Below are 16,100 nucleotides of genomic sequence, written 5' to 3'. Positions count from 1 at the left end.
GTTAACTTACCAAGAAATACAATGGAACATTCTCAAAAGCGTCGAGACTTTCTAAAAACACTCGGTGTCGGTGCTGCGGCATCAACTCTTGCGTTTAAAGCCCCTTATGTTTTTGCAAAGAACAAAGTAACCCTTCGGGTAATGGGAACACATGTTACTTTGCAAGAAGAGCTTAGACAAAGAGCAATGCGCGAACTAGGTATAAACATTGAATTTTCACCTATGGGTAGTGCCGCCGTTTTACAAAAAGCAGCAGCAGAGCCTAGTTCTTTTGATTTGTATGAGCAATGGTCTGACTCTATTAATATTTTGTGGCAAGCTGATGCAATTCAGCCAATCGAGGTTGATAGACTTGTTTATTGGGATGAAATAAACCCGCTTAGCAAGACAGGCAAAATTGTACCGGATGCAAAGTTAGGTGCAGGCGATTCACCCAATAAGCTTCTTTATGCACAGCCGGATGGTTCGTTAGGAGAAACACCATCCAAATTAATTAGCTTTATGCCTTATGTACACAATGTCGATTCATTTGGCTATAACACGAATGCTATCGAAAAAGGTATTCCGTACGAAACAGAATCTTGGGCATGGTTATTAGATGAAAAGAATAAAGGGAAAGTAGCATTAATTAATGCACCAACAATAGGTATCTTTGATGCTGCTCTAGCTGCTCAAGCTAAAGGATTAATGAAGTTTAATGATTTAGGTAATATGACTATTGCCGAGATTGACCAATTATTTGCCATTTTATTTGAAAAGAAACGGCAAGGTCATTTTTCAGGCTTTTGGACGTCAGTACCGCAATCTGTTGATTTTATGAAAATGAACCGAGTGACCATTCAAAGTATGTTCTCACCAGGTGTCAGTGCGCTAAATGGGCAAGGCATTCCAGTAACTTATGCATCGCCAAAAGAAGGTTACAGAGCATGGCATGGAGTAATGTGTTTATCAAAAAATACCCATGGGCATGTTAAAGATGCTGCGTATGAGTATATGAACTGGTGGTTATCTGGCTACCCAGGTGCATTTATAGCAAGGCAAGGATATTACATTTCTAACCCTAGTCGTAGCCAACCGCTTATGTCGAAACCTGAGTGGAACTATTGGTATGAAGGACAAGAAGCGTCAACTGACTTGAAGGGAACAGATGGAAAAGTATCTATTAAAGCAGGCGAAATAAGGGATGGTGGCAGTTATATTAAACGGTTTTCGAATATTGCGGTTTGGAATACTGTGATGCCAAATTATGATTACAGTTTAGATAAGTGGTATGAACTACTTAACGCATAAGGAAGTAAATTGTTAAGTTTTTTTTCAAAATCTCTTGCTGTCAAAATGTCGCTAGCAATGGTGCTTGTCTTAGTCGCTATGAGTGCGAGTTACTTGATTATGAATGAAAGGCTTAAAACGATTGAGGACTCTTTCAATAACATCGGTAAGATTAGCAACTATGCTGTAGATATTTTAAAAATTAATAAAGATATTGTTGAGATGCAAAGGGATATCTCAGTTTATGGTGCATCAGGTAGTGCACCCGTTTTTAAAAAAATCATGGTAAATTATGACAGTATTGAAAAGCGATTAGCTGAAATTAATATAGGAAAAGGCGCAGAAAGTATTCAAATTCATCTTGATGGTATGACGGAGCTTGTAAGTCGTTATGGCGCTAATTTAAAAGTACTGACACTTCGTTTTACACAACGGAATGACTTAATTGAAAAAGAATTACCACAAGTTTATTTAAATGCAGTTTTATTTCTTGAAGATTTAAAAGCTAAGGCTACTGACACAAATGAGAAGTTGTTTGCTACAGAGTACCTTAACCTATGGCACATGCTGCATCGTGATGCTTATCAATTTTTAACAAAAAAAGATTATGCCAAAAGAGCTGCCGTTGAAAAAATACTGAATTCGCTATCTAAAAACGTTGCAGATAGATCTAAATTTAAAAATATGACCGCTTTGGCTAATAGCTATCGAAATACTTTTTCAAAAAGTGTTCAGGCTAATCGAAACTATTTAAGCTTAGTAAATGTAGTAATGGCTGGAGATGCAATTGAATTTAGTACGCTTGCAAATAGTTTAAGGGAACATTCGTTAACTCAACTAAAACAAATAAAACGGGATGCTCATAAAACGGTTTCAATGACAGAAAGCATTTTAAATGTACTTGCTTTGATGGTTGTCACCTACATTGTTGCTCTCTCTGCATTTTTTCATTTACAAATTACACGCGCAATTAAACGCTTAACAAATAGTTTCACACATTTCTTAGACGGAGATTTAGAAGCCCCGATTTATGATATAAAACGTAGAGACGAAATTGGTATATTAGCCAAGGCAGCTAATAAGTTTAGAGAATTAAGTAAAGACCTTTCTGAAGCGAAGCAAAGTGCGGAGAAAACAACAAAAGTTAAGTCAGAGTTCCTAGCCAACATGAGCCATGAAATTAGAACGCCGATGAATGGTATTTTAGGTATGGCTCGTCAGCTGTCTCGTACGACGCTCACACCAGAGCAAAATAAAATGCTACACCTAATAAAGTCTTCAGGTGCAAGTTTATTAGTTATTATCAACGATATTCTTGATTTGAGTAAAATTGAGGCTTCAAAAATTGAGCTTGAATCAGAGCCTGTAGATTTAAGCTACCTTTTAGAAGAACTTAAACATCTATTTCAGGAGCAAGCAGATAATAAGAATATTCAGCTTTATATCTCTACAACTCCGGAAGTTGAAAAACTGTCGTTTTTGGCTGATGAAACACGATTAAAGCAGGTATTAATTAATCTACTGGGGAATGCTGTAAAGTTCACAGAACGAGGCAGTGTTTCGTTAACAGTTAACATACATGAGATTGGGCTTGATGAAGTAAAGCTTTCGTTTAATGTCTCTGACACAGGGATTGGGATTGCAAGTGAACACTTGAGTACACTATTTGAAGCATTTTCTCAGGCAGATACATCTATCACAAGGCGTTTTGGTGGTACAGGTTTGGGCCTTACTATATCAAATAAATTATTAAATTTGATGGAAGCACCACTTAAAGTTGAAAGTGTATTGGGAGAGGGATCTCACTTTTATTTTGATTTAAAAGCAAAGCGCACACTATCTTCAATGGACTTAGAACACGAAGATATTTTATTAACTAAATCCAAAGAAGTTATTGATTTATCAAATATTAATGCCCTTGTTGTTGAAGATAATGACATTAATCAGATAGTGATTGAAGCGATGCTTAATGAATTTAATATCACCTCTATAAATATGGCAAACAATGGTCAGGAAGCTGTTGAACAATGTGAACTAGGTGTATTTGATATCATTTTTATGGATATGCAAATGCCAGTATTAGATGGTCCGCAAGCCACTTTAAAAATCAGAGAGTTATCAGCATACAAACAAACGCCAATTATTGCTTTAACTGCTAATGTATTAAATGCTGATAAGCAACGCTGTTTTGATGCCGGAATGGATGACTATATCGCAAAGCCACTCGAGTATGACGCTTTAAGGTCTATCTTGCTAAAGTGGTGTAGAACAAATATCGAACGGACATAGTATGAATATTCATGATAAAGGTGGTGCAAGTTTTGTTGGTTCGAAGGTATTTTTAACAGTAGTTTCCTTTGTGTTTTGCATTTTTGGCTTATTCGCAGTTTATTTTTTTGAAGGGCACGTTAAAAATGATGTTTTAGGCTCAATTGACCAAGAGTTTACTGAGACTCAAGAGCGCTTAAAAGAAATAGTAACTAGTTCAATTGCTGAGTCAAAATCTGATCTCCGCTTTTTATACTCGACTCCCCCCATATCTGGTTTACCAAGAGCTGAATTTAATGATGGAATTGATCCATACGACGGTACTACATACAACCAATGGAAAGAGCGTCTAGAAACCATATTTATTGGTTTTATGGAAAATAACCTTGCAGTTGAGCAACTTCGTATTGTTGCTGTTACAGCCGAGGGTAAAGAGTTAATACGCGTGCAACGGGTAGGTGCATCTGTAGAGGCTGTACCTGATTACTCATTGCAAGCTAAAAGCGGTGAGCCATACTTTTTACCAAGCTCTCAGCTTGAAACGAATCAAATTTACATGTCGCCACTTACTTTAAATAAAGAATTTGGTGAAGTGGTTTTTCCCTACCAGCCAATGTTACGTTTTTCTATTCCCATTTTTAGTGATAAAGGAAAGCGGTATGCCTTTTTAATTATGAATGTAAATGCGAATGCACTCATTAATAATCTTAAACAGACAGTTTTCGATTACTCGGAGTTAATCATTAGTAGCTCTGAAGGTGACTTTGTCTACCATCCTATTGAAGAATATCAATTTTCAAGAGACTTAGACCCAGACCTAACGTGGGATAAAGTTTATAGTCAGAAAGTTCAATATCAGGGACTCTATACAGTAACTTCAAAACTTAACCCTGATCTGCAGTTTTATGTACATTCTACAAAAGTGAAGACAAGGCCTAGAAATAAGTATGGTTACATCAACTTTAATCTTTTAGTGCCTGAAAAGTACGTAGAAACGTTAATTAATGAGAAGCGTGAAATCACTTATGGCTTCCTAGCAGCGATAGGTGTTTTCACTTGTATATTGCTTATAATGTTTTATAGAAATGCGACGAGAAGTCAGTTATTAGCAGAAGCCCGCAGAGAAGCGTCTGCGATAGTTGATGGGTCTATCGATGCAATCGTTGGGTTAAATTTAGAGGGGGAGTTAACAAGTATAAATAATACAGCGGAGCGTTTGTTATCAATTTCTAAAATGACAGCATTAGGGAAACTAGCCAAAGATGTTGAGTTTCTCTCAAAATTACCCATCCACACCTACATTAATGATATACAAAGCTCAAAATTACAAATTAAAGATGAATTATCTGAACAACTTGGCGAAACAACGCTTCATTACGCTATATCTGTTAGCCCCGTTTTTTCTGAACACAATACCTTAATAGGGCTTGCTTTAATTATTAGAGATATAACAAAAGAAAAAGATGCAGAGATAAAAGTAAAGCGATTAAATACAGAACTAGAAGCGAAAGTTCGAAAGCGTACTCAAGCGCTTGCAGAGGCCAAAGATGATGCTATTAAGCATAGCGATATAAAAAGTGCATTTATATCGAACATCAGTCATGAGCTTCGTACTCCACTAAATGGAGTCATTGGCACTTTAAACATTTTAAAACGAGAAGAGTTGTCTGATAAATCACGAAACCTTGTTGAAATGATGGATCTAAGTGCATCAAATTTAAATCTATTAATTAATGACATACTTGATTTATCAAAGATCGAAGCAGGTAAACTGGATCTAAATCTTAAAACAATTAATCTACAACTGTTGGTTGAACGACTAGTAGAATCGAGTGCTATTCGAGCGTTTGATAAAGGGTTAAATGTATATTTAGATACCAGTAACTTAAACTGTGAAAATGTTAAAACAGATCCGCTCAGACTCACCCAAATTTTAAATAACTTAATCAGTAATGCGATAAAATTTACTGACAAAGGCTATATTAAAGTCATTGTTAGTTCTGAGCGCATATCAGAAGATAAACATGATTTAAAAGTGAACGTCCAAGATACTGGAATAGGGATTGCGCCTAGTACACAAGGACAATTATTTGATGCGTTTCAGCAGGCAAGTACAGCAATATCAGAAAAGTTTGGGGGGACCGGACTCGGCTTGTCTATTTGTAAACAATTATGCCAATTAATGGATGGAGACATTTCTGTCAGTTCAACTTTAAATCAAGGCAGTGTTTTCACTTTCAATATTAAAGTTCGGTGCAGTGCAGAAAACATTCAGGTTAATGAAAAATGCTACGAGAATAAAGCCATTTTGGTTGCGAGCAGTAATCAGAATATTTGGGAAATTTTGGATAAGACACTCAGTTTACAAGGCGGTATTGTCAGCACATGCTCTATGGCGGAGCTTGGCGTCCATAAAAACAAAGCTTTTGACTACGTGTTCTTAGACTATGAAGATGATACAACGAATAACATAGGTTCTATTATTGAAGTTTTAAGCGAAAATAACCAAAGCGCTCAGTTTATAACACTTCATCAGCCAGGAAACCCACTTCCTAAAGGTATTGCGTCAAAAGTTTCTCAAATTACAAAGCCTGCAACCCAAACAGAGCTGGTGCAAGTAGCTGGCTATGAAGTGCCAAAAAGTGAACCATTATATCTACTTTCTGAAACCAGCGGCTTTGAACTTTCAGATGATGTCATTGAGCAATTAAAAGGTTGTACGGTATTGATTGTCGATGATAATGAAATCAACATTGAAGTTGCTAAAGGCGCATTAGATGAGCTGCCTATAAATATTTTAACAGCAAGTAATGGACAAGATGCAATTGAACTTTTAAATCATTTCAACACAAATGAGAAGCAAATAAACTGCATACTGATGGATTGCCAAATGCCAATTTTAGATGGTTATCAAGTGTGTGAAAAAATACGCACAGGAAAAGCAGGAGAGTCTTTTATTGATATACCTATCATTGCAATGACTGCAAGCGCGATGGCAGGTGAAAAGGAAAAATGCTTAGCTGTGGGGATGAGTGATTATGTGAGTAAACCCATTGAGGCAGTTAAAGTATTAGAAAAGGTCGTCAAATGGTCTTTATCAAGCTTCGAGGGGCAACCTAGAGCAATACCTCTTGTAGAAAGTGAACTCGAAGAAGAAAAGCTGTGGGATCGCGAACAAGCCCTTGCACGATTATTAAATAAAGAAGTCTTACTAAATAAAATTTGTGAAGTGTTTGTTGTAAAAGCACCTATTAAAGTGCAGGAACTAATAGAGCAACACAAACAAGGGAATAGTGAAGAAGTCCGTCAAATAGCGCATGCGTTAAAAGGGATGTGTGGTGAATTAAGCGCTAACAAATTAAGAGAGTTATTCTCTGATATTGAGGTGGTAGCTGAGAAAGGTAATTTAGATATAGGTACTCAACTAATCTCGATAGAGCAAATGATACCTAAGTTAGTAGAGGATATTAAAAGAAGCATTTAATATTAGGCATCATATTGCATTCAATTTTAGTTTAGGTATATTTGGGCAATGAAAACGATTTTATTCACATCACAATCAAACATCTGGTGGCGCTCTACATAGAGCGGCGCAGGATTATTACATTCTAAAGCTGCTGGAAGGTAGCTAAGAATGTGATCTTTTTTATCTCCAGTAGCTCTACTATATCGGAGATTTCATCTTGAAAAACAAACATAAAGAACAACCTGAAACAATATTAACGGGCGATAGAGCTACAGGTCCTTTGCACTTGGGGCATTATGTTGGATCTTTAAAACAACGAGTTGAGTTACAGTTAAACCACAAGCAAACGATTCTTGTTGCAGATATGCAAGGTTTGACAGACAACGCTAATAACCCTTCTAAAGTGTCTGAAAATATTTTGAATGTAGTCGCAGATTACTTAGCTGTTGGAATTGATCCAAAACTAACAACAATTTGCTTACAGTCTCAATTGCCTGCACTAGCTGAATTAACTATGCTTTACAGCAATCTAGTAACAATAGCTAGGCTTGAAAGAAACCCTACCGTAAAGAGTGAAATTCATCAGAAAGGTTTTGAGCGTTCAATTCCTGCAGGCTTCCTCACATACCCAATATCTCAAGCAGCTGACATTACAGCTTTCAATGCTACTTTAGTTCCTGTAGGGGACGATCAATTACCGATGATTGAGCAAACAAATGAAATTGTGAGGAAAATAAACTCCTTAGCTAAAAAAGAGGTGTTGAAGGAATGTCGCCCCCTTTTAAGTAAGGCTTCACGACTACCAAGTACGGATGGCAAAAGTAAAATGTCTAAATCAAACGGAAATCCGATAAACCTTGGCTCAAATGAACTCGAGATTCGTAAGGCTGTAAGATCAATGTATACAGATCCAAATCATTTAAGTGTTGAAAGCCCTGGCCGAGTTGAAGGGAATGTAGTATTCACATACCTAGATGCGTTTCATACTGACTCGGCGTTAGTAGAGCAATTAAAAGAGCAATACCAACGTGGTGGTTTAGGGGATGGGTATACAAAAAGTGTTTTGGAAGACTGCTTGCAAGAATTTCTTCGTCCGATCAGAGAAAGAAGAAATGCGTTACTTCGTGATAAAGCTTTTCTCATTGAAGTGTTGAAGTCCGGAAGCACTAAATCACAAATAGAAACTGAAAAAGTTCTATATCAAGTTAAAGATATTTTTGGATTAAATATTCTTCAATAACCCCCTAATGGAGTAAGAATAAATACTTACTCCATTACACAGAGCTAAATAATGATAAAGTTATTCACGTAGAAAATAAGTTAAGATAAGAACATAAGTAATTCCATCTGCTAGGCCTAATTATATTAGGTGAAGGGGCAGAACACCTGGCGGTGGAGCAGGAGATAGAATAAGTCAAATTGAGTAGAGAAAATGTATCTGGAGGGCACAAAGCCGCCCTTTGGCTGAAACTCATTTTTGTTCCAAAACGTTTTAGAACATCTCCAGATCTTTTCTCAAGTACTTTTAGTTTGACCTAGGTCTTCTTTTACAGCAAAGTGCTTACTCATTGTTGAGTAAGGGATATACAATGTCATTAGAAGAAACAAAAGCTCGGTTACTAGCGGCAAGTGGCACAGCAGAAGAGTTGCTATCAAAGGTTAATGATCTGTATGTTGAGGAAACACGATCTGAAGAGAAGGCCTTGAAAGATGCTTTGACTCAGTTGCACAACGCAAGAAAGATTGATCTTATCAAGCTAGTAAGAGGAGTTGATAAAAGCTTCAGCGGTCACGATTTTTTCAAAATTCTGCATGTCTTTGAAAATGTTTTACCTTCATTAGATGCGAATATTGAAGATGTCCTTCGTTGCCTGCTACATCTCACGCAACAGGCTGGAAGAGACTCGGCTATTGGTGGAGTCTATAGGGCTTTTCAACATTTCTGTAGCGTTGAAGCACATCGCTCCAGAGATAGTGTTGAATTTATCCTTGCACAAACTGATCTAAGTCAATATGCCCCTTTTCTCTCTAGTTCAATTCTCGCATACGACTCAAATTATGTGACCGATGCTATCCAAACGACAGAAAACCTGATCTCGAATAAAAATGAGGTGGTAAGAAGTCAAGCCTATTTTATTTTGGGGAAGCTTGATGTGGGTGAAGATCAAGCTAATGTCATTTGGGAGCTACTTAGTAGAACTGGCGAACGTGAAAGTGGCTGTTGTGCTTCAGTAATACGAGCAATAATTAGCTTTGGTGATACATTCCCATCTTACTGGCCGCAAATTGAAGAGTTTCTACTCATATTTGCTGAGGATTCTCCTCCAGAGGTTATCTATGAGGCATCGCATATTGTCGCCTTTATGAGAGTTGAATTACCAGAGGGTGTTCTAAAGCTTCTGCTAAAGCAGTGCGCCAATGTTTCTACTGAATACAAAGGCATCATAGACAATATCGATCATATATTGGTCAACTTAGTCGGGAAGGAAGAATTTCCCCAAGCCTTGAAGTTATTGGAATCGATTTTGACTGCTGGCGTGAAGTTCCCCCAACTGGATTACTTTTCCAATGAACTACTGAGCAAGCATCAAAAGCTACTTAATCATATTGTCACAAAGTGGTTTTTGTCTGGTGATCCTTCACTTTGCCATAGTATTTCAGATCTACTTCATGACTTTACTGACAAACATGTCGAGTTAAAGGCTGAAATGGCATTGCTGGGTGATGAAGTGAAGCAAATATTTGTTAGCCGTAAGGCTGTCGGTTGGCTTTTTACGTGCCCTGTAGTGGCGGCAAGCTTCATTTTATCTATTTACGAAACAGCTTCAAGCTCTACACGTAAAGAGCTTGAGCAGATTTTATATGACCCCTTACTATTAAGTTATCCAGGGGAGCTCAAGCAATTCTTCCAATCGTGCATTGATATTGGCTTTCAAGAAGACCCGTGTGAGATGTTACTTAGTAAGCTTCAGGCTTATCATTCTGATATTGAGAAAGTTTCTGGACTAAAAGAGTTGATTGCACCCAGAGAAAATATAAGCGCTTATTGGAAAGAGTCCAACAAGCATATGCAGGCAGCCTACGAAAATGCATCAAGAGGATCGATTATCGATTTGATAGCAACGAGGCAGACGCTATTATACGGTAATAGCTCAATTTACTACATACATCGGGGTGATGGAGAGCGAGTGCGAGAAGAGGTGCAAATGCAGTCTTTTTCCCATTCGACTGAAATGCCAAGGTTAAATGTCTTAGATCCAGAGTCACTAGATTATATTTTACGAGTTTACCGTTGTGAGAATGAAAAATGAAGCTGATTCTTAAGCAATACTTAGCCTCGTTAAGAGAGCGCCACGAATTAGATGCTGTCTTACCTGATTTATTGAGTAGCATGGGAATGAACGTGTTCATTTTACCGACCCGTGGGGTTAAAGAGTACGGTGTTGATATTGCAGCAGTTGGTCAATTACAAGATGACGAAGAAGAGTCGGTTTATCTATTTTCTGTGAAATCAGGAAACCTGACTCGTGAAACTTGGAGTGGACAATCTAACCAGTCATTGCTTCCCTCGTTACAAGAAATCTTATTCGGATTTATTCCCACACGCATACCTCCTCAACATAGCAGTAAGCCAATTGTTATCTGTTTATGTTTTGGAGGGGATATTAATTCCGGTATTCGTCAAGAAGTCTCTGGGTTTGAAAATTATAACTCCCGAGATAAATTAAGATTTGAAGAGTGGAATGGCGATAAGCTTTCAGAGCTTATTCAACAGTACTTGCTAAAGGAGGAGCTGCTGCCTAGCTCCAGCCAAGCTTTGTTAAGAAAATCCTTGGCTTTACTTGAAGAGCCCGAAAGTTCAAGCAACCATTTCTCAGTATTGATTGATGAAGTTTTGTCACATACCACTGATACCGATTCTATTGCATCGTCCATAACTCGGATTAACGTTTGTTTATGGGTTCTATTTTCATGGTGTCGTGACGGTGAGAATTTAGAAGCAGCATATCTTTCATCTGAACGTACATTACTGCTGGCTTGGGATAAAGTTAAAGGTCACTACACAGGAAGGAATAAACTCTCAAAATCGTTCGATAGTATTTTGGATACGTATCATCAAATTACTGACTGCTATGTAGACCGATGTTTAATTCCATATGTTGGACTTAAATACGCGCTCTCTCATGCGGTTCATTCGCCATGTTCTATCGATGTAAATATTAAACTGTTTGATGTGCTAGGACGTTTGGCCGTCAAAGGTCATTGGGTTTTAGATTCACTCTCTAAGAGTTATGCTAAAAAACTACCTACAGATGGGGAGTCTGAAGAGCAGAAAAGATTACGGCTTCGCCTTAGGGAAGTAACTAGTGCAATTAATTTCTTGGCTATTAATAACCCAATATTATTGTCCCCTTACAAAGACTCACAGGCAATTGATTTTGGTTTAGCTTTAACTTTGCTTTCAAATAATTCAGAACTTGATGGTTTTGTGCAGAGCTGGCTATCGGGGATGGTGGATAAGTGTATTTTCGCTTTCGAGTGTGATGGCATGTATCCTACCATGCACAATTCTTACGAAAAGTTGCTTGAGCATAAAAATAAAGATAAGACCAACAGCAACTATAAGAAAAAAGTTACTGAGGCTAGCGTCTTATACCCGCTGTTAGCTGTTTACTGCTCTTTGTATAAACTAGATTCAGTAAACCAAGATCTAGAAAAGTTTGCTAGAGATAAACTTTTACATAGCACGTTACAGTATTGGTATCCGAACCAAAATAGTGAACAAGTTATGTATTCTAACTCAAGTACGCATGGCTCAGCATCAACAGACTTTCCAATGAATGGAAGCGCTGCGCTAGAACATATAAAACAAGAGTGTGTCAATGCTGATTCCTTCAAGAGTATGTCAGCTGTTACTAAGGGTAAAGCTCCTTTGGTGCTAACAGCATGTCGCTGCTACAGATACCCAGTTCCTTTTCATTATATCGAGGATTTTCTCAATACATCGGAGTAATTATTAAAGTAGTAGGTTTTTACGCTCTCTTTGCGGAACTGAAATGCATGATTAGTAGAGATGGCCTTATTTCTACTAATCGGTGTTCAGCAAAACATATAACTCATTTCTGTCCATTGACGAGTTAAAAACATAACTCGCCTTTGCCCCAAAACGAGTTGGCTCTGATGGTTTAGAGGTCTGCTTTGATGCTGAGTAGTAAATATTGCAATAACCTAGTTCAAGCCCCATACTCTAGTTTATTTTCTCAAACGTTTTCTCAAGAAATCCGCCAAGGGTAAGTGTATTAATCTTGTTCGTGTTTATCGTGGGATATTGAAACAAACTGGTCATCATTATACTAAGTAAACTATATGTATAGATTAATCGATCATAAGCAGTACATCATTTGACCAATAGGTGACCAGAGTTTTCAAACAGTCTGTGCCATTTTCTGACATTCGGCTCTAACATGCTTTATCGATACTTTAAGACAAATAATCGATTGAGAGTTAAGAGCTACTCGATAACAGAATTGTTGTGTTTTACTGTTTAGTAAGAAGTCTAACTCTCGTTCGATAGGGCTTTCAAAACCCATTAATTTGGGTTTTGAGAATAAATTGTTATTTCAGTACATAGTCAACTTTATGGAGCTGACCAGTAAAAGCAAAAGGAGCTTTATCATAGTAGTTTCGTGAAACAGTAGAGCCGAGATCTTTTCCGATATCAAGCGTTTCTGTCGCTGAGTAACGAACAGGTGGTACTTTATCTATCTTACCGGTAGCAATCTTCTTTCCGTTAACTAAAAGAGTCGCTTGTCCACCATTCGGTGCTTCACCTTGTTGAATATAATCAAGTGTCAAAGTGACCTCACCCGCTGGTAATGGCTCCTTAGATTTTAAGTAATAGTGCTCCTCGTTGAAGAAATTCATTACATAGACAGGTTTATTATCTTCAATGTATAGACTATAACCAGCACTACCACCGCCTACAGCTACTAATACACCCTCAGCACCATCTTTAGGCATATTAAACGTTGCAGTAATTGTGTGAGAGCGCCCATATACAGGAGGTGCACTTCCCTCTGGCACGCGACTAGTGCCTGGCAGATAAGTGAATTTTGATTTCCCTTTAGTCACACTTGGACGTTCAGGGTTCGATGCACGCTCAACAAAGCGATCATCAAGTGGATAGACGTTATATTTTTCTGCTTCTTGATCGAAAATAGAGATTAACTTCTTAAGTTTATCTGGGTATTTATTCGATAAATCTACCGCCTCAGAAAAGTCTTCTTCAATATTATAAAGCTCCCACTTATCGTTACCAAAGCCAGCTGAGCCACTTAAGTCCCACGGCACACCGTGGAAAGAGGCAGCAACCCAACCGTCATTATAAATTGCACGGTGACCACCAGTCTCAAAGTACTGAGTCTTACGCTTACCTTCAGCATTTTTATCATTTAGTGAATACAACATACTTACACCGGCTATTGGAGTCTGCTCTACTCCATTCACTATTTTTGGCTCAGGTATATGTGCTGCATCTAAAATCGTTGGCACGATATCAATTACATGATGAAATTGCGATCGTAAGCCACCATGCTCTTTAATATAGTTAGGCCATGAAATAACAAGCCCATTTCGCGTACCACCGAAGTGTGAAGGTACTCGTTTCATCCATTGGAATGGTGAAGAGCCAGCCCACGCCCAACCAACCGGAAAGTGATTTTCGTGAAGAGGCCCACCGAGTTCATCGATTTTTTCAAGCTGCCCTTCAACAGTGTCAGCAATACCATTCTGAGTCATCATATTGTTAAGCGTACCAGTAGCACTACCTTCAGCACTTGGGCCATTATCACCAGCAATAAATATAATCATGGTATTATCTGCATCGGGTAATTGTGAGATAGCATCAAGCAACCGGCCTACGTGATAGTCGGTATGTGCAGCAAAACCCGCAAATACTTCTTGGTGTCGACTGAATAGTTTCTTCTCGTTGGCAGACAGAGAATCCCACGACTTTATTTCTTTAGGTCGTTTTGTCAGCTTGGTATTCTGTGGAACTACACCAAGCGATTTTTGTCGTGCAAGTGTCTCTTCACGGACTTTATCCCAGCCCTGATCAAACTTACCTTTAAATTTATCATTCCATTCCTGCGGCGCATGCAAAGGAGCGTGAGTTGCACCCGTTGCAAAGTACATAAAGAATGGTTTATCACTATCGATAGACTCTTGTTGGCCTATCCAGTTTATAGCATCATCAACAAGATCTTCCGTTAAGTGATACCCTTCTTCCGGTTTTTTAGGTGGCTCAACAGGGGTGGTATTTCTAAATAATTGAGGCTCCCATTGACTTGTTTCGCCGCCTTGAAAACCATAAAAATACTCAAACCCAAGTCCTGTAGGCCAATGATCAAATGGTCCTATAGGGCTTGTCTCCCAATCAGGAGTATTGTGCCATTTACCCCATGCAGCCGTGTTGTAGCCATTACTTTTTAATATCTCAGCAACGGTTGCTGTTTCATCGGGCCAAACACTGTGATAACCCGGGTAACCTGTTGAAAGCTCGGTAATCGTGCCTGAAGCAACCTGGTGATGGTTTCTACCTGTCAGTAAAGCGGCACGAGTTGGTGAGCAAATCGCGGTAGTGTGAAAACGATTGAACTTTAAACCTTGATTAGCTAATTCATCGATTGAAGGGGTCGGTATTGGCCCCCCAAAGGTGCTGGGGTGGCCGAAGCCAAAGTCGTCAAGTAAAATCACTACGACATTAGGTGCGCCTTTTGGTGCCTGAATTGGCTGCGGATAATCCTGTTTTGATGTTTCAAATGTTTCGCCAATTTTACCTTTAAACTGCGGTGCGGCAATTGGTAAAACACTTCTGTCTATTTCACTTGCTTCCACTTTTGTAAACCCTGAAAGCAATAATAATGAAATGATACTACCTACTCGTGTAAAACGATTCATCCTTTTCTCCCTGTAATACCTAGTGTTAAATCATCATGAAACTGATTTTATTTTAGCTACTATACTTACTCTTCGCGAATAATATTCAAGCTATTTCAATCATAATCAGGAAATTCGGTCAGAGAGCTTCTAATTCATGTACTAGACAAGTGAGCCAGTTCAGAAAGTAATTCTGGCAGTGTTGTGCCCAAGCAATCTGTTTAGAGTTTTAAAAAATATTGTAAAACAGCATTTACATTTACATTGCACACAAACCAAACACTTTTATTGAAGCGATTAGCCAACTTTGTTTCCGTCGCAGAGGAAAGTCCGCTTTTGGCAAAGAGCCGCAATTAGCCTTTGAAACGCTTCTGTCCAAAATCATAATCAGCAATACATCCGCTATCCTCATAGTGACTTTTAAATAGGAGGCCACTATGAAACCAGAACTAAATCACAATGCTACTGGTGTGAAACGTCCTTTCAAACTTGAAGAGATTTGGCGTATTCGGACACGAATTGAAATTCAAAACAACTTGATGCAATTAGCGTTACTTAATTTGGCTATAGATAGTAAATTAAGAACATGTGATTTACTGTCATTAAAAGTTCGAGATGTCGCTACCCAAGATCAAGTTTTTGAGAGGGTGCAATGGACACAGATGAAAACAGGGATCGAAGTTCAATTTGAGATAACTCCGAGAACACAACAAAGTATTAGCCGTTGGGTTCAAGAGGTTAAATTGCAACCTAGTGATTATTTGTTTCGAAGTTTACGTCGCTCTAATCAACCCATAAGCTATTCATATTACAGGTCTATCATCAGAAGTTGGGCTCAGCAGTTAGGGCTTGATTCTGACCTATATGGAACTCACTCAATGCGAAGAACCAAAGCGACTTTGGTGTATGCTCGAACCAAAAATATACGTGCCGTTCAGTTACTACTAGGTCATACAAAAATTGATAACACCATTAGATATTTGGGAATAGAGATTGAAGATGCCATTAAGATATCTAGAGAAACCGATTGTTGATTTAACACAGGCAGTATTCTTGTGCTGCCTTTGCCCCATTACGTTTTTCAAGGCATACCTTACAGTGCAGTTAGTTTCTCTATTAAGTCTTTCCTGAGCCGATTTATATGTAGTGATTTGCGTTG

Annotated in this window: 8 protein-coding genes; 7 read left to right on the top strand and 1 reads right to left on the bottom strand. The window is 38.3% G+C overall.

Annotated features, from left to right (window positions below; all coding sequences use genetic code 11):
• Positions 1 to 21 precede the first annotated feature (21 nt).
• The 6 genes from AN213_RS14850 to AN213_RS14825 all read left to right on the top strand — a co-directional run bounded on the left by AN213_RS14850 (position 22) and on the right by AN213_RS14825 (position 12,017).
• Complete coding sequence (locus AN213_RS14850; protein WP_055198984.1) at positions 22 to 1,290, top strand: PotD/PotF family extracellular solute-binding protein; 1,269 nt, start codon at positions 22 to 24, stop codon at positions 1,288 to 1,290.
• A 9-nt stretch (positions 1,291 to 1,299) separates the two neighbouring features.
• The gene (locus AN213_RS14845) at positions 1,300 to 3,558 is read left to right on the top strand and encodes an ATP-binding protein (RefSeq protein WP_055198983.1); all 2,259 of its coding nucleotides are present in this window, start codon (positions 1,300 to 1,302) and stop codon (positions 3,556 to 3,558) included.
• Between the two features lies 1 nt (position 3,559).
• Positions 3,560 to 7,021, top strand: a complete 3,462-nt coding sequence (locus tag AN213_RS14840; RefSeq protein WP_055198982.1) for an ATP-binding protein — start codon at positions 3,560 to 3,562, stop codon at positions 7,019 to 7,021.
• Between the two features lie 199 nt (positions 7,022 to 7,220).
• Positions 7,221 to 8,243 carry a tryptophan--tRNA ligase gene (gene trpS, locus AN213_RS14835; RefSeq protein WP_055198981.1) on the top strand — a complete coding sequence of 341 codons (1,023 nt, stop codon included), beginning with the start codon at positions 7,221 to 7,223 and terminating at the stop codon, positions 8,241 to 8,243.
• A 349-nt stretch (positions 8,244 to 8,592) separates the two neighbouring features.
• Positions 8,593 to 10,314 carry a hypothetical protein gene (locus tag AN213_RS14830; protein ID WP_150114723.1) on the top strand — a complete coding sequence of 574 codons (1,722 nt, stop codon included), beginning with the start codon at positions 8,593 to 8,595 and terminating at the stop codon, positions 10,312 to 10,314.
• On the top strand, positions 10,311 to 12,017 hold the full coding sequence (locus tag AN213_RS14825) for a hypothetical protein (protein ID WP_055198980.1): 1,707 nt from the start codon (positions 10,311 to 10,313) through the stop codon (positions 12,015 to 12,017). Before AN213_RS14830 ends, AN213_RS14825 begins: the two co-directional genes overlap by 4 nt.
• Before the next feature lie 602 nt (positions 12,018 to 12,619).
• On the opposite strand, the gene AN213_RS14820 is transcribed toward AN213_RS14825, so the two are convergent.
• Positions 12,620 to 14,962: an arylsulfatase gene (locus AN213_RS14820; RefSeq protein WP_055198979.1), complete on the bottom strand. Its 2,343-nt coding sequence runs from the start codon at positions 14,960 to 14,962 to the stop codon at positions 12,620 to 12,622.
• Between the two features lie 416 nt (positions 14,963 to 15,378).
• On the opposite strand from AN213_RS14820, the gene AN213_RS14815 reads away from it, so the two are divergent.
• Positions 15,379 to 15,975: a tyrosine-type recombinase/integrase gene (locus AN213_RS14815; RefSeq protein WP_055198978.1), complete on the top strand. Its 597-nt coding sequence runs from the start codon at positions 15,379 to 15,381 to the stop codon at positions 15,973 to 15,975.
• The last annotated feature ends 125 nt before the right edge of the window (positions 15,976 to 16,100 follow it).

The organism is Pseudoalteromonas sp. P1-8 (assembly GCF_001399985.1).
GTDB lineage: Bacteria > Pseudomonadota > Gammaproteobacteria > Enterobacterales > Alteromonadaceae > Pseudoalteromonas.
Note: the sequence above shows the minus strand (reverse complement) of the source record. Positions and strands in the feature narration are given on the sequence as shown.